At 51.0% G+C, this 22,175-nt stretch carries 15 protein-coding genes; 11 read left to right on the top strand and 4 right to left on the bottom strand.

Annotated features, from left to right (window positions below):
• Nucleotides 1–2: 2 nt before the first annotated feature.
• Both fghA and TES5_RS09065 read right to left on the bottom strand, forming a co-directional pair.
• A complete protein-coding gene (gene fghA, locus TES5_RS09070) occupies nt 3–833 on the bottom strand; it encodes an S-formylglutathione hydrolase (protein ID WP_068561551.1) in 831 nt (276 codons plus the stop codon).
• Between the two features lie 4 nt (nt 834–837).
• Nucleotides 838–1,953 (bottom strand): S-(hydroxymethyl)glutathione dehydrogenase/class III alcohol dehydrogenase, encoded by a 1,116-nt coding sequence (locus TES5_RS09065; protein ID WP_068561550.1) that lies wholly within the window; start codon nt 1,951–1,953, stop codon nt 838–840.
• 123 nt (nt 1,954–2,076) lie between these two features.
• On the opposite strand from TES5_RS09065, the gene TES5_RS09060 reads away from it, so the two are divergent.
• From TES5_RS09060 to TES5_RS09010, 11 genes are all read left to right on the top strand, one after another.
• Complete coding sequence (locus tag TES5_RS09060; protein WP_083546523.1) at nt 2,077–2,415, top strand: winged helix-turn-helix transcriptional regulator; 339 nt, start codon at nt 2,077–2,079, stop codon at nt 2,413–2,415.
• 411 nt (nt 2,416–2,826) lie between these two features.
• Nucleotides 2,827–5,472 carry a lipocalin-like domain-containing protein gene (locus tag TES5_RS09055; RefSeq protein ID WP_198143328.1) on the top strand — a complete coding sequence of 882 codons (2,646 nt, stop codon included), beginning with the start codon at nt 2,827–2,829 and terminating at the stop codon, nt 5,470–5,472.
• 213 nt (nt 5,473–5,685) lie between these two features.
• The gene (locus tag TES5_RS09050) at nt 5,686–6,270 is read left to right on the top strand and encodes a hypothetical protein (RefSeq protein WP_068561548.1); all 585 of its coding nucleotides are present in this window, start codon (nt 5,686–5,688) and stop codon (nt 6,268–6,270) included.
• A 12-nt stretch (nt 6,271–6,282) separates the two neighbouring features.
• Entirely contained in the window at nt 6,283–7,785 is a 1,503-nt protein-coding gene (locus TES5_RS09045; RefSeq protein ID WP_369813490.1) for a flotillin family protein, read from the top strand.
• A 521-nt stretch (nt 7,786–8,306) separates the two neighbouring features.
• The gene (locus tag TES5_RS09040; protein ID WP_068561546.1) at nt 8,307–9,404 is read left to right on the top strand and encodes a glycerol dehydrogenase; all 1,098 of its coding nucleotides are present in this window, start codon (nt 8,307–8,309) and stop codon (nt 9,402–9,404) included.
• Nucleotides 9,401–10,513, top strand: a complete 1,113-nt coding sequence (gene ald / locus TES5_RS09035; protein ID WP_068561545.1) for an alanine dehydrogenase — start codon at nt 9,401–9,403, stop codon at nt 10,511–10,513. The genes TES5_RS09040 and ald overlap by 4 nt, the downstream gene beginning before the upstream one ends.
• Nucleotides 10,514–10,644: 131 nt before the next feature.
• A complete protein-coding gene (locus TES5_RS09030) occupies nt 10,645–11,718 on the top strand; it encodes a GntR family transcriptional regulator (protein WP_068561544.1) in 1,074 nt (357 codons plus the stop codon).
• Nucleotides 11,719–11,883: 165 nt separating this feature from the next.
• On the top strand, nt 11,884–13,494 hold the full coding sequence (locus TES5_RS09025) for a xylulokinase (protein WP_068561590.1): 1,611 nt from the start codon (nt 11,884–11,886) through the stop codon (nt 13,492–13,494).
• Between the two features lie 16 nt (nt 13,495–13,510).
• Complete coding sequence (locus TES5_RS09020) at nt 13,511–14,209, top strand: L-ribulose-5-phosphate 4-epimerase (protein ID WP_068561543.1); 699 nt, start codon at nt 13,511–13,513, stop codon at nt 14,207–14,209.
• 13 nt (nt 14,210–14,222) lie between these two features.
• Nucleotides 14,223–15,647 carry an L-arabinose isomerase gene (gene araA, locus TES5_RS09015; RefSeq protein ID WP_068561542.1) on the top strand — a complete coding sequence of 475 codons (1,425 nt, stop codon included), beginning with the start codon at nt 14,223–14,225 and terminating at the stop codon, nt 15,645–15,647.
• A gap of 109 nt (nt 15,648–15,756) precedes the next feature.
• Nucleotides 15,757–18,162, top strand: coding sequence for a phosphoketolase family protein (locus TES5_RS09010; protein WP_068561541.1), 2,406 nt, complete (start codon nt 15,757–15,759; stop codon nt 18,160–18,162).
• A 487-nt stretch (nt 18,163–18,649) separates the two neighbouring features.
• On the opposite strand, the gene TES5_RS09005 is transcribed toward TES5_RS09010, so the two are convergent.
• Together TES5_RS09005 and TES5_RS09000 are read right to left on the bottom strand one after the other, a co-directional pair.
• On the bottom strand, nt 18,650–20,431 hold the full coding sequence (locus TES5_RS09005) for an ABC transporter ATP-binding protein (protein ID WP_068561540.1): 1,782 nt from the start codon (nt 20,429–20,431) through the stop codon (nt 18,650–18,652).
• Complete coding sequence (locus tag TES5_RS09000; RefSeq protein ID WP_068561539.1) at nt 20,412–22,169, bottom strand: ABC transporter ATP-binding protein; 1,758 nt, start codon at nt 22,167–22,169, stop codon at nt 20,412–20,414. Before TES5_RS09000 ends, TES5_RS09005 begins: the two co-directional genes overlap by 20 nt.
• Nucleotides 22,170–22,175 lie beyond the last annotated feature (6 nt).

Genomic DNA, 22,175 nt, shown 5'->3' with positions numbered 1-22,175 from the left:
TTCTACTTCAAACAGTCTTTATGGAATTGCAGATGGTCTTCGATGAAGGTAGCGATCGTAAAGTAACTGTGATCGTAACCGTCCAGTTTTTCGTAGCGCACTTTCTTGCCTTCAGCGGCTTGCAGGAAGGCTTCCTCGTTCAGTTGGACATCATAAAAATTGTCAGCTATCCCTTGCGAAATAAGGATGGGCGGAGCTGCAGGGCTTTCCGCGATCAAGCTGGTCGCGTCCCACTCCGCCCAATTTGTTTCATCAGTCCCCAGGTAGGCGGTGAAGGCTTTTTGGCCCCAGGGAACCTGTGACGGATTCAGGATCGGTGCAAATGCCGAAATGGAGCGGAAGCGTTCCGGATTCTTCAAGCCGATGACCAACGCGCCGTGGCCACCCATCGAGTGTCCCATGATGCTCTCTTTTCCTGAAAAATTTGGAATCAGAGCATAGACAAGTTGAGGCAATTCTTCCGTCAAATAAGCATACATCCGATAATTTTTTGCCCACGGTTCCTGGGTGGCATTCAGATAGAAACCGGCGCCTTGGCCTAAGTCCCAACCTTCATCATCCGCCACAGCCGTTCCGCGTGGGGAGGTGTCGGGCATGACGACCGCCATGTGGTGCTGGTTTGCGTATTTTTGGAAGGCGCCTTTTTGGCTGAAGTTGTCGTCGGTGCACGTCAAGCCTGAAAGCCACCAGATTAAATCTGTCGGCTTATTGTCCGTTTGTTGGGGCAGGAATAGACTGAAAACCATATCGCAATCCAGTGTTTCAGAATAGTGGCGGTATTTTCTTTGTTCGCCCCCGAACGCTTTATGCGTTTCGATCAGAGTTGTTGTCATGTCCTTATTCTCCATAGGTCAAAATCGTGCGGATCGACTCGCCTTTGTGCAACAGGTCGAAGGCTTCATTGATGTCGGTGAAATTCAGGTGATGCGTGATGAAGCTGTCCAAGTCGATTTCGCCGTTCATGAAATCCTCAACCATTCCGGGCAGTTCTGTGCGGCCTTTGACACCGCCGAATGCAGAACCTCTCCAGACGCGTCCTGTCACCAATTGGAACGGACGGGTATGGATCTCTTTGCCGGCTCCCGCGACACCGATAATGATGCTTTCGCCCCAGCCTTTGTGGCAAGCTTCCAAAGCGGCTTTCATGACTTCGACATTTCCGATGCATTCAAAACTGTAATCCACGCCGCCGTTGGTCATTTCGATCAGGACTTCCTGGATCGGACGATCATGTTCGCTTGGGTTGACGAAATCAGTGGCGCCCATTTTTTTGGCCAGTTCCCATTTGTCGGGATTCATATCAATAGCGATGATGCGCTTGGCTTTGGCTTTTTTCAAACCTTGGATAACAGCCAGTCCGATCGCTCCAAGTCCGAAGACTGCAGTCACTGCGCCTTCTTCGACTTTTGCCGTGTTTTCGACAGCCCCGAGGCCGGTCGTCACGCCGCAACCGAACAAAGCAACTTTATCCAATGGCGCCTCTTTATCGATGTTGACTAGGTTGATTTCATTCACAACGGTGTATTCACTGAAAGTGCTTGTCCCCATATAGTGATAAATCGGCTCTCCGTTGTAAGAGAAACGGGTCGTTCCATCCGGCATCAAGCCCTTGCCTTGGGTTTCGCGGACGGCTGAACACAGATTTGTTTTGCCGGACAGACAGAATTCGCATTCCCCACATTCCGGCGTGTAAAGAGGAATGACATGGTCCCCGGGCTTCACGGAAGTGACTTCATCACCCACGGCAACGACCACACCGGCGCCTTCATGGCCCAACACGGCAGGGAAAACACCTTCCGGATCTTCACCCGACAAAGTGAACGCATCGGTATGACAGACGGAAGTGTAAAGAATTTTCACCAATACTTCTTTGGCTTTTGGCTCTGCCACATCTATTTCCACGATTTCCAACGGTTTGCCTGGTCCAAAAGCGACAGCTGCTCTGCTTTTCATAATTTAATTTCCTTCTTTCTAAAAAATGGTATTTCGTTCTGTTAAAGAATACTATATAATGACTGTTGTGTGAATACTGACATAATTGTCACTATGGTTAATTTTATGAAAAGAGGCTGCCTGATGATCCAATACCAAGAGAAAGAATTTTACAACACTAAAGATTTAGCGTTATCTGTTGTGGGGGGGAGATGGAAAATTGCCATCATCTGGTCCTTGCTGCACAACGGAACGCTGCGGCTGAGCGAGTTCAACAAGATCCTTCCTGACATCAACCAACGGATGCTGATCCGGCAGCTGCGGGAGTTGGAGCGCGACCTGATCATCGCCAGGACGGTCTATCCTGTTGTTCCCCCAAAAGTCGAGTATCACCTGACCGACATCGGCAAGGAATTGGCACCGGTCGTCCAATCCATTTGCGACTGGGGAGACCAATATCTGAAAGTAATAACGGAGGAATAGTCTGTGATTGAGTCATTAGCCGGAAGAGTATAAGGCTGCAAGAATACTAAAAACCCGCCAAACCCTTTTTGGCGGGTTTTTAGTATCGAAAGGTGAGTGGAGTACCCCGCCAAAAACCAGTTGGCCGCTTATCTCGGCGAATATAAGGCAAAATAAACGACCAAAAGCCCGTTGGCGGGTTATTTCAGCCAAAACGAAAGAAAAATAACCCGCCACCCTGCTCAAAATAAAAAAGTAACCTCCGACCACCATAATAGTTGTACGAACAAATTAAATATGATATCTTAATTTGTAAGTACATCTATTTTGTGCGGAATCAAATGTTAGCGGTTTCAATTATAAAGGAGGCGTTTTTTCATCATTACCAGGTCAAGAATATCCAAGTTATTGCTTTGCGGTATGGCCATCAGCATGGCTGCAACGGTCCAGTCCAAGTCACAGGTGCACGCGGCAGAATCAGATGAGCCCATCACTTTCTCGAATGCATCGGTCCACGATCCTTCCATCATCCAAGATCAGAAATCCGGGATGTATTACGTATTCGGTTCGCATATCGCAGCCGCGAAATCGCCGGATCTGATCAATTGGCAGAATTTCACCAACGGCTACACCAGTACGGACAACACGATTTACGGTGACCTGAGCGGAAACCTTTCCGAATCCTTCGCTTGGGCCGGGGAAGATGATGCTGACAGCAAAGGCGGCTATGCGGTCTGGGCGCCGGATGTCATCTGGAACAAGCAGTACAGAAATGCGGACGGCAGCAAAGGCGCCTACATGCTGTACTACAGCGTTTCATCTACTTACATTCGTTCGGCTATCGGCTTGGCTGTGTCCAAGAATATCGAAGGACCCTACACATATGTCGATACGATCATCTATTCCGGATTCACGGAGGAAGAAACGTATGATGCGAACAGTGACGTCAACAAGCAATGGGAGAGCACAAATATCGATGAGCTGATCGAAGAGGGCGTACTGGAAGAGCCTAATCCAGAGTGGTTCACGGAAAATGGTGTCTACAACAATGCGGAATACACGAACGCCATCGATGCCAATGTCCTGTACGACAAGCAAGGGAAACTGTGGATGACGTATGGTTCGTGGTCGGGCGGGACCTTCATTCTTGAATTGGACAAAAAGACGGGCATTCCGCTTTACCCGGGCGTAGACGGCGTGACTAAGGACGGCCGAATGATCGACCGTTATTTCGGAACCAAGATCGCCGCCGGGTATGGGCGTTCTTCTGAAGGGACTTATGCCGTCTACGATAAAAAAGCGGGCTATTATTATCTTTATTTGACATATGGTGGATTGGCGTCTGACGGCGGCTACCAGATGCGACAATTCCGTTCGAAGTCGATCACAGGACCTTACGTGGATGCAGCAGGAAGCGAAGCCGTCTATCCCGAAACCTTCGACAAAGGTGTAGGCAATTTTCCCGGGGTCAATGACCATCAGGCTATCGGCAACAAACTGATCGGGAACTTCCTGTTCACCCGCGAATTGGGTGAGGACGGAACCGGGGACGGCGTCGGCTATCTGTCGGCGGGACACAATTCCTATTACATCGATGCCAAAGCCGATAAGGAATTTCTCGTGTTCCATACCCGCTTCCCGAACAAAGGCGAGACGCATGAAGTGCGTGTCCATCAGACGTTCAAGAACAGCAACGACTGGCCGGTTCCGACACCGTATCGCTATGCCGGCGAGACGATAACGGAAGTGACCCAAGAAGAAGTCACCGGCACTTACAAATTCGTCAACCACGGCAACCAGATCACCGGCCAATTGACGGAATCCACACTGATTCAGTTGCAGGCTGACGGTACGGTTGCGGGGGCACAGGCAGGCACATGGCGGCTGTATGATGATTATCGGGTTGAGCTGAAACTGGCTGACGGCACTTATGATGGGGTGTTCATCAACCAATGGGATCCGACGACAGAAGCGTGGGTCATGACCTTCAGCGGCATGTCCGAGAGCGGACAGGTCATCTGGGGAAGTCAAACGAGTACGACAACGGACGCGCAGCAGATGGAGAAAATCAAAGCGGAACTTTCTGCGTCCATGCCGGAATCCGTCGTGAAGGACATCGAGTTGCCGACTACCGCTGCGGGTGGAACCACTATCCAATGGACTTCCTCAGATCCTGGGGTCATTTCGGAAACAGGCATCGTCACACGTCCCGAAGCGGACCAACCGGCAGCGATCGTGACGTTGACGGCATTTATCCAAAACGAGCTGCAATCGGAGCAACTCAGCTTCGAAATCCAAGTCGAACCGAAGGAAGCCGGCAAGCTTTCGGCTTATTATTCCTTTGATGAGACCTATCAGAATGCGGCAGGCGATCAAACCGATGCGCAAGTGACCGGGGACCGGATCAACAACACAGGCGGAGCTGTGCCGTTCGTTGAGGGTATCAAAGGGCAGGCTGCTTCGTTCGATGGTAAATCCGGACTGTCGCTTGGAAAGGGCTTGATCACCCAGAATGCCTATACCGTAGCTTTTTGGATCAATCCAGCTGAGTTGAATCAGTTCACGACGGCCTTCTTCGGGGCTGCCACTGAGCAAAGTTGGATCAGCCTGACGCCTGTAGGTCCAGCCAACCAGACGATGCTCTGGTCTGGTCAGCAATGGTATGATGCGCCGATCGGTTCCACTATCCCGGCTGATACGTGGAGCCACGTGGCCTTTACCGTTTCGGATGGAAAGGTTGCCGTCTATATAAATGGCGAGGAACGGTTCGCGGGTGAGGCGTTCCCGAACATCTTTGAAGGTTCAGCTGCATCATTCGGCTTGGCCGTCAACTACTGGGATCAGCCGTTCAAAGGTCTGATCGATGAATTGTACATCCAGGACGGCATCGTCCTCCCGGCGGATGAAATCAAAGCGCTGTACGATGAAGGGGCCGCAGTTAATCCTGATGCGCTCGTCGCCGAAACATCCGTCAGCCAATCGACTTTATTGTACGGCGGACTTGCTATCGGAGTTATGGCCATCGCTAATGTTTCGGGGATTTACTTCAACAAGTCAGGCAAGAAAACAGAAGAGTAGTTCATCCAAATGGGGAAGCCATGTTTCCCTTGAACGGAAATGCAAAGAGGCCGGATCGCTGTATCGGGGCCTCTTTTGTTGATTGCCAACAAGGCCGGATTTGAATAGCCCGGAAGGGTTCTGGCTTTACTTCAGACTCCATTTGTTCGATAATGAATATGAATACGGCTCATTTTTGTTACAAAAAATTTATCGAAAGGAGGATGACGAAATATGATTACACTTTTCCGAACGATTGAGCCGTTGGAATTGCTGTTCATCATTGGTGTGGCCGGCACTGTCTTGACATTCCCGCTCAATGATATTTTGTCTCTGGGCTTCTACGATATCACTGATTTTTTTCTGGGCATTTTGACGGCGAGTCTGCTCGTCAATGCGCTGCAAAAATCGGATAGTTGGTCAAATGCCTCGTTCGCAGTGGCTTTTCTGGTTGTTTCAGCTTTCATCATCGCCTTCAAGATTTTCTTTGTCCTGCCCTTATTGAAGCGCGCGGAAAACAGCACCATCACCAGCTCAAAAGATTTGGAAGGCAAAGAAGCGACGGTGACCGTGCCGATCGGGCAGAAAACGATCGGTGAAATCATCGTATCGACCGGATTCGGTAAAATGAACAGAATGGCGCTCATCTATGCCTGTTCCGACACCGCGGATATTCTGAACATCGCCAGCGGAGAAACGGTACTGATCATTGAAGTCTGGGATAACATCGCCTATGTCACGCCCTACAGAAATGCTATCCACAGCCCTGTGGATAAAACGACTGAATGGAATCAAAAAAAATATAAAGGTGGAAAATAAATGACGAATTTTTTGGATCAGTTTATGGGTATCGGTATTTTAGTGGTTTTATTGGTGGTTGCTTTGATCATTTTCATCGGGCGCTACAAAACGGCTTCGCCGGATAAGGCGCTGATCGTCAGCGGGAGTTTTCTTGGCAGCAAGAATACGCACATCGACAAAGCGACCGGCAACACGATGAAAGTGGTGCGCGGCGGTGGTACGTTTGTCATCCCGGTATTTCAGACAGCCAAGGAGCTATCGCTCTTGTCGAGCAAATTGGAAGTCAGTACGCCGGCTGTCTACACGGAGGAAGGGGTTCCTGTCTCAGCTGACGGAACAGTTATCATTAAGGTCGGTTCCACAGTGGAAGAAATAGCCACAGCAGCCGAACAGTATTTAAGCAAGCCGACAGAGGATCTGGAGAATGAAGCCCGCGAGGTTTTGGAAGGCCATCTGCGCTCCATTCTGGGTTCCATGACGGTCGAAGAAATCTACAAGAACCGAGATAAGTTTTCGCAAGAAGTCCAGGCAGTCGCCAGTGTTGATTTGGCTAAGATGGGCTTGGTCATCGTCTCTTTCACCGTGAAGGAAGTGACGGATGAAAATGGTTATCTGGATGCTCTGGGACAACCGCGGATCGCCCAGGTCAAACGGGATGCGCATATCGCTCAGGCTGAAGCCGATAAGGAGACGCGCATCAAGCGTGCCCAAGCGGAGCAAGAATCGAAGGAAGCCGAAATTTTGAGAGAGACCCAGATTGCGGAATCGAATAAACAGAAGGAATTGAAGCTGGCGGCATTCCGTCAAGAGCAGGACGTAGCCAAAGCAAAAGCCGATAATGCTTATGCGCTGGAAAAAGCGCAGCTGGACATCTTGTTGAAAGAAAAAGAAATGAACGTTGACATAACGGAACGTGTGAAACAAATCGAACTGGAAGAGAAAGAAATCATCCGGAGAGAAAAACAATATGACGCAGAAGTGCGTAAGAAAGCTGATGCAGAGCGGTATGCCATCGAAACCAAAGCGGCTGCCGACAAACAAAAAGCAATCTGGGAATCCGAAGCAAGGGCCAAAGAGAAGGAACTGAACGGTTTGGCGGAATCTGCCAGCATCCTTGCGATCGGGGAAGCCGAAGCGAAAGCGAAGGAAGCTTTAGCGAACGCGTTGAAACAATACGGGGAAGCAGCCATCTTGACGATGCTGATCGAAAAATATCCGGATATCGTGCGTGCTGCTGCGGAACCGATCTCCAATATTGACAGAATCACGGTAATCGATGGCGGCAACGGCAGTCAAGGGGCTGCAAAAGTGGCCAACTATGCCAGTCAAGTCCTCACTGCTACCCAGGAAGGCCTCAAAGAAACGACCGGGATGGATGTGACTGCTTTGATCGAGTCTTTCATCGGAAATAAAAATATCGGCAGCAAACTGGGCGCGCTCAATGACACCTTGTCTGCAGACATTTCAGCTGATAAGGCGATCAGTCCAGCGGCAGCCGGCAAAGAACCGGAATCGGGAGTAGCAGTTTCTTAAAAGTAGGCATACAGCCAAGGCCTAACAGTCAGAATATTCACAAGAAAAGCTGAACGGGTTCGTTCAGCCCTGATTAAGGAAACACTGTGACCTAATCGGTCAAGTGTATCATGCCTCTAAGCGATTGAAATCGCAAGAGTCATGACAATTTAGGAAATCTGTCCACGCAACGTTCCCTACGGTCACCTTGTACTGGGGCTCTAAGGGATGAATCCCTAAGAGTCCCATGCAACTGAGCATCGAAGAGCGCAATAGGACAGATTTATCTAATTTCCGAAGGGCTAACCCGTGAAGCTGGACATCATTTTAGATGCATGAAACATTTTCCAAACTTGTGAAACACGTACGGTGATGCACTTCTGAGTTGAAAAAAATTTATAAATTCCTATATGTTAAAATCACAATCCTTCGGAAGCCCAAAAGCTCCGAAGGATTTTTTTTTTGACCAGAAAAAAACGGGGCGTAATTGTGGTAAAATCATTATATGATAATTAAATCACAATTGGAAAAGGGGCGCGCATATGGCTTATCGTGTTTTTCGGTCGCCTAGCCGGTATATTCAAGGAGTAGGCGCTATAGACATATTAGGGAAGGAAACGGCAGTCTACGGGAAAAGGGCATTCCTGCTTACGGACGATTTCGTTTGGGGCTTGCTCCAGGAAAAAGTGGAACGGGCGCTGGAGGGTTTTCCTTACCATTATGAAGCCTTCACTGGCGAAGCCTCGATTGATGAAATGGTCCGTTTGGCTGACGCGGTCGCCGATGTCACTGCGGATGTGGTCATCGGTCTCGGCGGCGGCAAAATCATCGATGTCGCGAAAGGCATCGCAGCGGCTTGTGATTTGCCGGTCGTGATTGTCCCGACCACCGTTTCCACGGATGCACCGACCAGCGCCATCTCTGTTCTCTATACCGAGGACGGGTTGTTCGATCATTACCGGTTCTATGCGAAGAACCCTGATTTGGTGCTCGTGGATACGCAGATCGTTATTCAAGCGCCGATTCGATTCTTCGCAAGCGGTATGGCGGATGCCTTGGCTACCTGTGCAGAAGCGCTGGCAACGAAAGCCTCGGGGGAGAATGCTTTGGCCGGCGGTTTGCCAACGATTGCCGGCACCGCTATTGCGGAAGCGTGCGAAGAAACCTTATTCCGTGAAGGACTCAGCGCATTCGCTGCTGTCCAAAAAGGCTTGGTGACGCCGGCTGTCGAGGCGATCGTCGAGGCGAACACGCTGCTGTCGGGACTGGGTTTTGAAAATGGTGGCTTGGCCGCCGCCCATGCCATCCACAACGGATTCACGGCCATCAAAGGCGAGGTCCATCGCTTGACGCATGGGGAAATAGTCGGCTTTTGCCTGTTGGTCCAACTCATACTTGAAGAGCGCCCACAAGAAGAATTCAAAAGGTACAGCCGTTTCCTGGCCGCAATCGGGATGCCGACGACTTTGGCCGAGATGCATCTGACCGGAGCCACGCGTGAAGAGCTCCTTGAAATCGGAAAGCTTGCAGTGGCGCCGAGCAACACCATGAAAAATCTAAACAAAAACATAACGGCTGAGCAAGTCGTCGCCGCCATTTTGGCAGTGGATACATTCATCGGAAAGGAAGAAAAAGAATGATCATTGGAGTGCCGAAGGAAATCAAAAATAACGAAAACCGCGTGGGAGTAGTGCCGGCAGGTGTGCAGATGCTGGTACAGAACGGCCACCAGGTAATGGTCCAATCCGGATGCGGTGTCGGATCGGGATTCGAAGACGGACAATACGAAAAAGCGGGAGCGAAAGTGTTGGCAGACGCAGGCCAAGTCTGGGCCGCGGAAATGGTCATCAAAGTGAAGGAACCGTTGGAATCGGAGTACAAATACTTCCGCGAAGACCTGATTCTGTTCACATACCTGCACTTGGCGGCCGCACCGAAATTGACGGAGGCGATGCTGCAAGGGGGCCTGACCGCAATCGGCTACGAAACGATGGTCGGCAAGAAAGGGGACTTGCCGTTGCTGACGCCGATGAGCGTCATAGCGGGCCGTCTTTCCGTCCAGATCGGTGCGCAGTTCCTGGAAAAACCATACGGCGGTAAAGGTATTCTGTTGAGCGGCGTTCCGGGTGTTGCGAATGGGAAAGTCGTCATCATCGGTGGCGGTGTGGCCGGACGCAATGCTCTGCAGATTGCGTTGGGTTTAGGTGCCCATTGCACGATCCTGGACGTCAGACCGGAAATATTGACGGAAATCGAAAATTTGTACGGAAACGCGGTCATTACGTTGCTGTCGAACGAGTGGAACATTGCCCATGCCATCAAGGATGCTGATGTCGTCATCGGGGCTGTCCTGATCCCAGGCCGGAAAGCGCCTACGTTAGTGACCGAAGAAATGGTGAAAAGCATGCAGCCAGGTTCCGTGATCGTCGACATCGCCGTGGATCAGGGCGGTATTTTCGAAACCGAAGATCGCACGACCACCCACGACAATCCAGTCTATGAAAAATACGGCGTCCTGCATTATGCGGTGCCGAACATGCCTGGTGCCGTCGCACGCACTGCCACGATTGCGTTGACAAATGTGACCTTGCCTTATGCTTTGGAGATTGCTGATCAGGGAGCAGTCCAAGCGGCAAGAAACAATCCGACCATCCTGACCGGATTCAACGTGCACAACGGCAAGTTGACGAATAAAGATGTCGCCGAATCGGTCGGTGCAGTCTACACCCCAATCGAAACTTTGTTGTGAAAGTTACCGGAATCCCTGCTATATCAAGCAGGGATTCCGTTTTTTGCATAGTATCCATCAATGGGCACTTGTATTTTTCTGCACAGTTTACTATACTATTTGTACGGACATATATAGAGGGAGAACATACGATGAAAACAAAATACCAGGTGATTGCCGATGAGATACGCTCAAAAATACTTTCGAACGAATTCGTGGTAGGTAAAGTCATTCCGCCCGAACTGCAATTACAGAAGGACTATGGAGTCAGCCGCCATACCGTCCGGGAAGCGATCGCCTTGTTGGTGAATGAAGGCTTTTTGCGCAAGGAGAAAGGTTCCGGGACTTACGTCGACGATACGTATCAGAGACGTGGTGACGGAGTGTCTTCGAGCAAAACGATCGGCGTTATCACGACGTATCTGTCGGATTATATTTTCCCGTCGATCATCCGCGGCATCGAGCAGAAGCTGCGGGAAAATGGCTACTCCTTGCTGTTGGCGAGCACGAACAACGATGTCGATCAGGAGCGGGAGTGTCTGGAACAGATGCTCAGCCAAGGCGTCTCGGGGCTGATCGTGGAACCGACAAAAAGTAACCAATACAATCCAAATTTGGCTTATTATCTATCCTTCAAGGAACGCGGCATACCGGTCGTCATGATCAATGCCAACTATGAGGAACTGTCGGTCCCGTTCATTTGCGTCAATGACACGAAAGCGGGCTATCTCGCTACGAAACATCTGTTCGAGCAAGGCCATCAGCATTTGGCGCTGATCACGAAAATTGATGACCTGCAAGGGAAGTACCGCATGAAAGGCTTCATCAAAGCCCACGAAGAGATGCGTACAAATTTCGATCCGAAAAATGTCTACACGTACACAACAGAGACGAAGGCGCAAGTTTTCCAAACGATTCGGGAGAAACTGGCGAGCGATCAGGAAGTCACCGGAATCGTCTGCTACAACGATGAAGTGGCGCAGGGCTTGATCCAAGCGCTTGCTGACATGGGCAAACGGGTTCCGGAAGATTATTCAGTGGTCGGCAACGACGATTCGTTCCTGAGCACGGCAGGCAGCGTCAAGCTGACGACGCTTTCCCATCCGAAAGAAGAATTGGGAGCGGCAGCTGCTGAATGGATCATGCTGGCCGTACAGCAAGAAGTGACAGGCAACAAAATATTCGAGCCGGAGCTGATCATCCGCGATTCGGTCAAACGGATCTGATAACTGAAGAATGAAGCTGTCCCAAAAACCGGGATGGCTTCTTTTTTTGTGTTCGGACAAATATTCAAATTACTCCTTTACATGTACGGACATATAGAATATAATGAATCCAAGAAGAACGGACAGCATCCGCAAAAGGGTGTACCGCAAAAAGGAGGAAATATTTTGACTGAGAAGTTACAAGCGATAGTCACTGATATCGAATCGCGGCAGACGAGCATCGGAATCGAATTCGGCTCCACCCGCATCAAGGCGGTGCTGATTGACTCCCGCTTCGCTCCGATCGCATCCGGCAGTTACGAATGGGAAAACCAATTGGTGGAAGGCATTTGGACGTATTCATTGGACCAGATTTGGAAGGGCCTTCAGACAAGCTATGCAGAACTGACGCGCGAGGTTAAAGAGAAATACGGCGTGACCTTGACCGCAGTCGGATCGATCGGTTTCAGCGCGATGATGCACGGCTACATGGCGTTCAATCAGGAAAATGAGTTATTGGTGCCGTTCCGGACTTGGCGCAACGCCACTACGGCTGATGCCGAAAAGGAATTGACCGCACTGTTCAAATACAATATCCCGCAACGCTGGAGCATTGCTCACCTGTATCAAGCGGTTTTGAATAAGGAAGAACATACAAATGAAGTCGCTTTCTTTACGACTTTGGCAGGCTACATCCATTGGCAACTGACAGGCAAGAAAGTTTTGGGAATCGGCGACGCATCCGGGATGTTCCCGATCGATGTCGAGAAGAAAAATTACGACGAACGGATGATTGGTCAGTTCGATGCATTGGTCGCAGAAAAAGGCGCGACTTGGAAATTGGCGGATCTGCTGCCGGAAGTACTGTTGGCAGGGGACGCAGCCGGGAATCTGACGGAAGTGGGGGCCAAACTGCTTGATCCGACAGGCACACTCGAAGCGGGCATCCCGTTATGTGCGCCGGAAGGGGACGCCGGGACCGGCATGGTCGCCACGAACAGCGTGGCGGAGCGCACCGGAAATGTATCCGCAGGGACTTCGGCATTTGCGATGATCGTATTGGAGCAGGACTTGAATGAAGTGCATCCGGAAATCGATCTCGTGACGACACCGGCAGGAAGCCTGGTCGCGATGGTCCATACCAATAACTGTTCATCCGATATCAACGCCTGGGTCAAGCTTTTTCGGGAATTCAGCGAAGCTGCCGGTTTTACAATTGATACGGACAAATTATTCGCTACGTTATTCAACAAAGCGCTTGAAGGCGATGCCGATTGCGGCGGATTGCTCTCGTACGGTTACTACTCGGGCGAGAACATCACCCATTTGGCGGAAGGTCGGCCGTTGTTTGTCCGCACACCGGAAAGCAACTTCAACTTGGCCAACTTCATGCGCGTGCATCTCTTCACCGCTTTCGGAGCGATGAAGATCGGCATGAATATCCTGAAGCAGGAACATGTTGCAATCGACAAGATCGTCGGCCACGGCGGTATCTTCAAAACCCCTGAGGTCGGCCAGAAAGTACTGGCTGCCGTCATGGACGCACCGGTCACCGTCATGGAGACAGCGGGAGAAGGCGGGGCATGGGGCATCGCATTGTTGGCTGCCTACATGGACCGCAAGGAAACGTCAGAGAGTTTGGATGCATTTTTGGACAAGAAAGTATTCGGTGCCGATGAAGGCATCACGATCGCTCCTGATGTGCGCGACGTTGAAGGTTTCGGAACCTTCATCGAACGTTACCAAGAAGGGCTGGCGATCGAACAGGCTGCAGTCGAGCATTTGAGTTTGAGATAGAAGGGAAGGAAACATCTTGCTGGAACAATTAAAAGAAGAAGTTTTTCAAGCCAATCTGGAATTGCCGGACCGGGGATTGATCAAATACACCTGGGGAAACGTCAGTGCGGTTGACCGCGAAAAAGGCTTGTTCGTCATCAAGCCCAGCGGTGTCGGCTATGACGACATGAAAGCGAGCGATATGGTTGTCTGCGACTTTGACGGCAACGTCATCGAAGGGGATCTGAACCCGTCATCCGACATGCCGACGCATGCCGTCCTCTACAAAGAATTCCCGGAAATCGGCGCGGTTGTGCACACACATTCGACTTGGGCCACGATTTGGGCGCAAGCTGGATTGGATGTGCCGGCCATGGGTACGACACATGCCGATACCTTCTACGGCACGGTTCCCTGCGCGCGTTTCCTGACGCAAGCGGAAATCGATCGGGGTTACGAGGAAGAAACGGGAAACGCCATTGTGGAAACGTTCCGCGAACGCGGCATCAAACCGATGGAAGTTCCCGGCGTATTGCTGCATGGGCACGGGCCTTTCACTTGGGCCAAGGATGCGAAGGGTGCTGTACTGAACGCGGTCGTATTGGACGAGGTCTGCAAAACCAATCTGTTCGCCCGTCAATTGAATGCCTTCGCGGAAGAACTGCCGCAACGCATTCTGGATAAACATTATTTGCGAAAACACGGAGAAAACGCCTATTACGGGCAGAAAAAATAGAGGAGCTGGAGATATGTTAGAAGTAGGAAAAAAAGAATTTTGGTTCGTAGTCGGTTCACAACATTTATATGGTGAAGAAGCTTTACAAACAGTTAAAAACAATGCGGCTGTTATCGTGGAAAGCCTGAACAACAGCGGCAAACTGCCTTATCCGCTTGTGTTGCAGGAATTGGCGGTAACGCCCGATACGATCACGAAGATCATGAAAGAAGTGAATTACCGTGATGAAGTGGCAGGTGTGATCACTTGGATGCATACCTTCTCGCCAGCCAAAATGTGGATCCGCGGAACGAAACTGTTGCAAAAACCGTTATTGCATCTGGCAACTCAATTCAACGAAAGCATTCCATGGGCAACAATTGATATGGATTTCATGAACTTGAACCAAGCGGCACATGGCGACCGCGAGTACGGCTTCATCAATGCGCGCCTGAAAAAGAACAACAAAGTCGTTGTCGGCTATTGGGAACGTGAAAATGTCCAAACCCAAATCGCGGAATGGATGGACGTTGCGGTAGCCTACAATGAAAGCTTCTCCATCAAAGTGGCGCGTTTCGGCGATAACATGCGTAACGTTGCCGTGACCGAAGGCGACAAAGTGGAAGCACAAATCCAATTCGGCTGGACAGTCGATTACTACGGCATCCGTGATCTAGTGGACTATGTCGATGCGGTCGCAGACGAAGAAGTCGATGCTTTGTTCAATGAATACAAAGATTTGTATGATTTCGACTACGGCGATTATGAGCAAGGCAAATGGGAAGCGCACGTCAAAGTGCAGGCGCGTCAAGAAATCGGCATCCGTCGTTTCTTGGAAGCGGGCGGCTATACTGCCTTTACCTCAAACTTTGAAGATCTGCATGGCCTGCAACAATTACCAGGTCTCGCAGTACAACGTTTGATGGCAGAAGGCTACGGATTCGCAGGCGAAGGCGACTGGAAAACAGCAGCAATCGACCGCTTGATGAAGATCATGTCCCACAACATCGACACCGGCTTCATGGAAGACTACACGTATGAAATGGCTGAAGGCAGAGAAGCGATTCTGCAATCGCATATGTTGGAAGTCGATCCAGGACTGGCAGTCAACAAACCGAAAATTCTGATCGCACCATTATCGATGGGGAATCGTGAAGAGCCTGCCCGCCTTGTATTCGACGGCAAAGCAGGGGACGGCGTTGTCGTTTCGATGGCTGACTTCGGAACGCACTACAAGTTATTGGTGAATGAAGTTCTTGCCTTTGAACCGACTGAGGCAGCTCCGAACCTTCCTGTCGCACGCGTCCTTTGGGAAGTGAAACCGAATTTCCATGACGGCATCCGCGCTTGGATCGAAGCTGGCGGCGGTCACCACACTGTTGTTTCATTGAGTTTGAGCACAGATCAGATCCTGGCTTGGGCAAAACTTGTCGGTCTTGAAGTAGCCTTAATCAAATAGTTTTTTTCGATCGGTTTGACAGAAAATCGTCAAACCGATTTTTTGGAGGACATTTGTGAAAGTGTTCGCAAGCGTTTTCGATAATAAAAAATGAAAAGGAGTAATAAAAATGACTGCATTCGATTCAAAAGCGTATCTGGACAAGGTGGATGCCTTCTGGCGCGCCGCTAATTTCATCTCCGTGGGACAACTGTACCTGAAGGACAATCCCTTGCTGCAACGCCCGATCGAGGCGACCGATGTGAAGCTGCATCCGATCGGCCACTGGGGAACCATTTCCGGACAGAACTTCATCTATGCCCACTTGAACCGCGTCATCAACAAATATGACCTGAACATGTTCTACGTCGAAGGTCCGGGGCATGGCGGCCAGGTCATGGTTTCGAACGCCTATCTGGACGGTTCCTATACGGAAATCTATCCGGACATCACCGAGGATCTGGAAGGCTTGACGAAACTCTACAAACAATTCTCCTTCCCCGGCGGGGTCGCTTCCCATGCGGCACCGGAAACACCCGGATCGATCCATGAAGGCGGCGAACTCGGCTATTCGCTTTCACATGCAACAGGAGCCATCTTCGACAATCCGGAAGTGATCGCAGCGACTGTCGTTGGCGATGGGGAAGCCGAAACCGGCCCGTTGGCGGCAGGTTGGTTCTCCAATGTGTTCATCAACCCGGTCACGGACGGGGCTGTCTTGCCGATCCTGTATTTGAATGGCGGCAAAATCTCCAATCCGACGATCCTCGACCGTAAATCGAACGAAGAATTGACGCAGTACTTTAACGGCATGGGCTGGGAGCCGTTGTTCGTGGAAGGGACCGATCCGGAAGCGGTGCATCCGATCATGGCGCAAGTGTTGGATACGGCTGTCGAAAAAATCAAAGCGATCCAAACCGAAGCCCGTAAAGGCTCCGCAGCCGAAGCGAAGATGCCGGTTTGGCCGGTCATCATTTTCCGCACCCCGAAAGGCTGGACGGGTCCGCAAACATGGGACGGTGAACCGATTGAAGGCGGCTTCCGCGCTCACCAAGTGCCGATTCCGGTAGATGCGCATCATATGCAACACATCGATGCGCTGGTGGATTGGATGCAGTCCTACCGTCCCGAAGAACTGTTCACTGCCGACGGCCAATTGGTGGCTGAGCTGAAAGAAATGGCACCGAAAGGCGACCGACGGATGGCTATGAATCCGGTCACGAACGGCGGTATCGATCCGAAACCGCTCAATATTCCGGATTGGAAGCAGTATGCCGTCGACACGACCGTACCGGGCGCAGTCATTGCCCAGGACATGATCGAATTCGGTAACTTCGCGCGCGATCTGATCGTGGACAATCCGGATAACTTCCGCATCTTCGGACCGGATGAAACCAAATCGAACCGCCTGAACAAAGTCTTCGAAGTGACGAACCGCGTCTGGATGGAAGCGATCGATCCTGCGTATGATGAATGGCTTTCTCCGTCCGGCCGTGTCATCGATTCGCAGTTGTCCGAACACCAGGCCGAAGGTTTCCTGGAAGGCTATGTCCTGACCGGTCGCCATGGTTTCTTCGCAAGTTACGAGGCTTTCCTGCGCGTGGTCGATTCGATGATCACCCAACATTTCAAATGGTTGCGCAAAGCCAAAGAACAGACATGGCGCAAGCACTATCCGTCCTTGAATTTGATCGCGACTTCTACCGTTTTCCAACAAGACCACAATGGTTACACCCACCAAGATCCGGGTTTGTTGACGCACTTGGCTGAGAAGAAACCGGAATTCATCCGCGAATACTTGCCGGCGGATGCGAACTCCTTGATGGCCGTGATGGCGGAAACGATGGCTTCCGAAGAACAGATCAACCTGATCGTATCTTCGAAACACCCGCGTCCGCAATTCTACTCTGCTGAAGAAGCAGAAGTATTGGTGAAGGATGGCCTGAAAGTGATCGACTGGGCTTCGACTTGCGGTGACGAAGAACCGGATGTCGTGATCGCAGCAGCGGGAACGGAACCGAACCTGGAGGCACTTGCGGCCGTCACGATTCTGCACAAGCAGTTCCCGACATTGAAGATCCGTTTCATCAACATCGTGGATCTGTTGAAACTGCGCCATCCGGATGTGGATCCGCGCGGCTTGAGCGATGAAGCCTTCGACGCCTATTTCACGGCCGACAAACCAGTCATCTTTGCTTTCCACGGTTTTGAAGGCTTGATCCGTGACATCTTCTTTGATCGCCACAACCATAACCTGCACATCCATGGCTACCGCGAGAATGGGGACATCACGACACCATTCGACATGCGCGTCTTGTCCGAGATGGACCGTTTCCACCTGGCGCAGGATGCGGCAAACGCCGTCTACGGCGAAGAAGCGGCAACCTTCTCGCAACGGATGACGGAAACGGTTGATTTCCATCACCGCTTCATCCGCGAGAACGGCGAGGACATTGCGGAAGTGATGGAATGGAAATGGGAAGCTTTGGAAGTTGCCGCAGCAGCCAAAGAGCTGGTCGCAAACAAAGCGGACTGACGTAAGAAAGACTGTTAAAAAATCAAAAAGATGCGTTCCCGGCCTTGGAGCAGTTGCTCCTAGGCGCGGTAGCGCATCTTTTTCCGGTATTTTTTTGTAAATGAAGAAGTTGCCGAGCGATACGGCAATAACTATGCTAGTGGGAGCGCGCTGCGCTGAGGTTGTCCGATATGATCGGATTATCGGACATCGCGATCAGCTGAAACAAGTTGAATGTCCGATATGATTGGGTTATCGGACAACGCGATCAGCCGAAACAAGTTGGATGTCCGATTCGATCGGGTTATCGGACATCGCGATCAGCTGAAACAAGTTGAATGTCCGATATGATCGGGTTATCGGACAATGCGATTAGCCAAAGCAAGTTGGATGTCCGATTCTATGGATTAATCGGACAATCCGATCCAAGCCCGCACACTGTTTGTCCGATTCTTCTGCATTATCGGACAATTACGACGGATAATGCGTTGCATCAGCTCGAAAAGCTTCACACGGCCTGCAGCAGGTCGTATTGGGATTGGTAGAGATGGTGATACAGGCCTTTTTTGGCCATCAGCTCTTCATGGGTGCCGGCTTCGGCGATATTGCCTCCTGCCACGTAGAAGATCCGGGAGCTGTTTTTGATTGTCGACAGCCGGTGGGCAATGATGAAGGAAGTCCGGTCTTTCAGCAGTTTCTGGAGGCCTTCCTGCAGCAGTTCTTCGGTCCTGGTATCGATGCTGGCGGTAGCTTCGTCGAGAATCAGGATCTTCGGATCGGCAAGCAGGGCCCTGGCAAAGGAGAGCAATTGTCGTTGGCCAGCCGATAGGGTACTGCCGCGCTCTTCAACAACGGTGTGGTAGCCGTCCTTCAGGTTTTGAATGAAATCATGGGCGCGTACAACTTTCGCGGCTGCGATCACTTCCTCCTCGGTTGCATCGAGCTTGCCGTAGCGGATGTTTTCCAGAATCGTACCGGAGAAGATGAAGGTATCCTGCAGCATGACGCCCATTTGGCTGCGCAAGGAGCCGAGGGTGACATCGCGGACGTCGTGACCATCGATTTTGACGCTGCCTTCATTGATGTCGTAGAACCGGCTCAGCAGATTGATGACGGTCGTTTTGCCCGCACCTGTTGGACCGACTAAAGCGATGCTCTGTCCCGGTTCGATATGGAAGTTGACCTTGTGCAAAATATCTTTGCCTTCCTCATAACGGAAGGTTACATTTTCGAAGTCGACTGCGCCTTTGACTGGCGGCAACTCGTAGGCGTCCGGCGCATCCTGGATGGAAGGCACCTCGTCCAATGTTTCGAAGATGCGCTCCAAATAGGCCGTGGCAGTGATCAAGGAATTATAGAAGTTCCCGATATTGATGACGGGATTCCAGAAATTGTTGATGTAGCCGATGAAGGCGATCAATGTTCCGGTCGAAACGGACACACCGATCTGACGGATGCCCACAAAATAGATCAGGCAGGTCGTCAGTACCGAAATATTCAGTACACCGGGCCACATCAGGAATTGGATTTTGACGGCTTTCATCCAAGACGTCCGGTATTCCTCGCTGACTTCATTGAAGATGTCATAATTGACCTGTTCGCGGGCAAACGATTGGGTGATTTTGATTCCCGAAATGCTTTCGTGGATATAGGCGTTGAGGTTGGACTGTTTGTTGCTCAAAATCTGAAAGGCTATCCGCTGGCGCTTTTTGATGAACAGCACCAGTCCGAAGAGAACCGGCAAAAGAGCCATGCTGTAAAGCGTCAAGCGCACATCGATGAGAAGCATGAAGCCCAATGTGATCACTACATTGAAAAGGTCAGAAATCAGATTGATGAGCCCATTGCTCAGCAGGTCGCTCAGCGTATTGATGTAATTGACTACGCGGATCAAAATCTTGCCGTGTGGCCGGTTGTCGAAGTAAGCAAACGGCAGGCGCTGCAGATGTGCAAAAATATCGTAGCGCATGTCTTTCAGAATGTCCTGGCCGACTTCGGTGATGGCATAGATCCGATAGCGCATGCACCAGCCGATCAGCACAAGGGAAAGGATGAAGATTCCACCCAAACCCAACAGCTGGGGCACATTTCCTGACGGTATCAGGTCATCGATTGCAATTTTTGTGAAATAAGGTCCCGCCATGCCGGCGATGTTCGCCACAATGATGACAGCCAATATTTTTGAAATTGGTTTTTTGTAGGGGCGGATATAGCCGGCCAAGCGCCGGTAATGTCCCCAATTGAATTCTTGTTCTAAGCTTTCGTCGACATCATACGTATTGCGTGCCATTGATTTCCCCTCCAGTCAATCCGAGTTGTTTGCAGTAAACGTCATAGTATTTGCCTCGATTGGCCAAAAGTTCCGCATGGGTTCCTTGTTCGACGACTTGGCCTTTTTCCATCATCAGGATCAGATCTGCCTCCCGCACCGACGAAATCCGGTGGGCGATGATGAAGGTCGTTTTGTTTTCCGTCAATCCAAGCAACTCCTGTTGGATCTTCGATTCGGTTTCCATGTCGACCGCGGAAGTGGTGTCATCCAAAATAAGGATGGCCGGATCCTTCGCCAATGCCCGTGCCAAAGAAATACGCTGCTTTTGCCCCCCAGACAAACCGACTCCGCGTTCGCCGACAATCGTGTCGTATCCTTGGGGCATACTTGTGATGAAGCCATCCGCATCTGCGATCCGGGCCATTTGTTGGATGTAGGAACGGTCCACCTGCGGATTGCCGAAAGCGATGTTGTCCTCGATCGTATCGGAAAACAGGAAAACGTCCTGCATGACCATGGCGATGTTCTCCCGCAATTGGCGGACCGGGTAGTCTTTGGCACTTTTGCCATCGATCAGGACGGTTCCCGAAGTGGGATCGTAGAATCTTCCCACCAGATTAACAAGCGTTGTCTTGCCTGAGCCTGTTTCGCCCAAGATCCCCAACGTCTGTCCGGGACCTACCGTAAAGGAGACGTGCGACAGGATATCCGTTCCGGGGTCATCGGAGAAGGCGAAAGAGACATCGTCGAATGTGACGGTCCCCTTGATCCGCTGGTGCTCTTGGACAGCCGTTACCGGAATCCGCGCCTCTGTGTCCAACATGTCACGGATTTTGACGCAGGCGGCGGAGAAGCGTTGTACATCGTTGATGAGCCATCCGCTCATGCGCATTGGCATGTTCAGCATCCATAGGAAGCCATTGAAGGCGACCAGATCTCCCATCGACATTTCCCCGCGGATGACGTACAAGCCGCCGAGCACCAAAGCTATCGCGTTCAGTGTCCCGGCAAAGCCGTCGAGCCAAGGAAGATACGTGCGGGATACGGAAGCGGAATCCAGATTGCGGCGCTTGAAGTCCTCGTTGTGCTTCGTGAATTTTTCGATTTCATGGTCTTCCCTCGCGAACGCTTTGACGATGCGGTTGCCGCCTATGTTTTCTTCCACCATCGAATTCAGGCGGGAGAAGCTTTCCCTGATCTGGAAAAACAGCGGGAAGGCTTTCTGGGACATCTTTTGCGTCAGGATGAAGATGATTGGCGTGACGGCCACCAAAGCCAGCATCAGCGGAAGGTGGATTGTGCCCATGACTGCGACGGCCATCACGAACCAGAGGATGCTTTCCAGGATGTTGTAGGTGACCCAGGAAACAAAGTGACGGATAGCATCGGTATCCCCGGTCATCCGGGCCATGATATCCCCGACCCGGGTATGGTTGAAGAAGTCGAAGTCCAACTCCTGCAGTTTCCGGTACATATCCTGGCGCAGCACAAAGAGTGTGTTTTGGCCGATCCGCTCAAACAGGATCTGGTAGCTGTAGCGGATGGTCGTCCGGAAGAGCGTGATGCCGATCATCAATGCCAAAATCGGCACCAATAAATTATCCTGCCCGCCATCGATGACTTTGTCGATCAGTTCCCCCGCCAAGAGCGGATTGATGATGATCAGGAGGGCATTCAGGAAAATAAATAATAAAGCCAGTAAGCTTTTGGATTTGTATGCCCGTGCGTAGCGCCAAATCCATTGATAATGATTCATGAGACA

This window comes from Trichococcus sp. ES5 (assembly GCF_900067165.1).
In the GTDB taxonomy this organism is placed as follows: Bacteria; Bacillota; Bacilli; order Lactobacillales; family Aerococcaceae; genus Trichococcus; species Trichococcus flocculiformis.
Note: the sequence above shows the minus strand (reverse complement) of the source record. Positions and strands in the feature narration are given on the sequence as shown.

What these genes read in the sequence shown, in the direction of transcription:
- TES5_RS09055 (WP_198143328.1), top strand. Translation starts at nt 2,827, where the DNA reads ATGGCTGCAACGGTCCAGTCCAAGTCACAGGTGCACGCGGCAGAATCA.
- TES5_RS09050 (WP_068561548.1), top strand. Translation starts at nt 5,686, where the DNA reads ATGATTACACTTTTCCGAACGATTGAGCCGTTGGAATTGCTGTTCATC.
- TES5_RS09000 (WP_068561539.1), bottom strand. Translation starts at nt 22,169, where the DNA reads ATGAATCATTATCAATGGATTTGGCGCTACGCACGGGCATACAAATCC.
- ald (WP_068561545.1), top strand. Translation starts at nt 9,401, where the DNA reads ATGATCATTGGAGTGCCGAAGGAAATCAAAAATAACGAAAACCGCGTG.
- TES5_RS09040 (WP_068561546.1), top strand. Translation starts at nt 8,307, where the DNA reads ATGGCTTATCGTGTTTTTCGGTCGCCTAGCCGGTATATTCAAGGAGTA.
- TES5_RS09065 (WP_068561550.1), bottom strand. Translation starts at nt 1,953, where the DNA reads ATGAAAAGCAGAGCAGCTGTCGCTTTTGGACCAGGCAAACCGTTGGAA.
- TES5_RS09010 (WP_068561541.1), top strand. Translation starts at nt 15,757, where the DNA reads ATGACTGCATTCGATTCAAAAGCGTATCTGGACAAGGTGGATGCCTTC.
- fghA (WP_068561551.1), bottom strand. Translation starts at nt 833, where the DNA reads ATGACAACAACTCTGATCGAAACGCATAAAGCGTTCGGGGGCGAACAA.
- TES5_RS09005 (WP_068561540.1), bottom strand. Translation starts at nt 20,431, where the DNA reads ATGGCACGCAATACGTATGATGTCGACGAAAGCTTAGAACAAGAATTC.
- TES5_RS09030 (WP_068561544.1), top strand. Translation starts at nt 10,645, where the DNA reads ATGAAAACAAAATACCAGGTGATTGCCGATGAGATACGCTCAAAAATA.
- araA (WP_068561542.1), top strand. Translation starts at nt 14,223, where the DNA reads ATGTTAGAAGTAGGAAAAAAAGAATTTTGGTTCGTAGTCGGTTCACAA.
- TES5_RS09060 (WP_083546523.1), top strand. Translation starts at nt 2,077, where the DNA reads ATGATCCAATACCAAGAGAAAGAATTTTACAACACTAAAGATTTAGCG.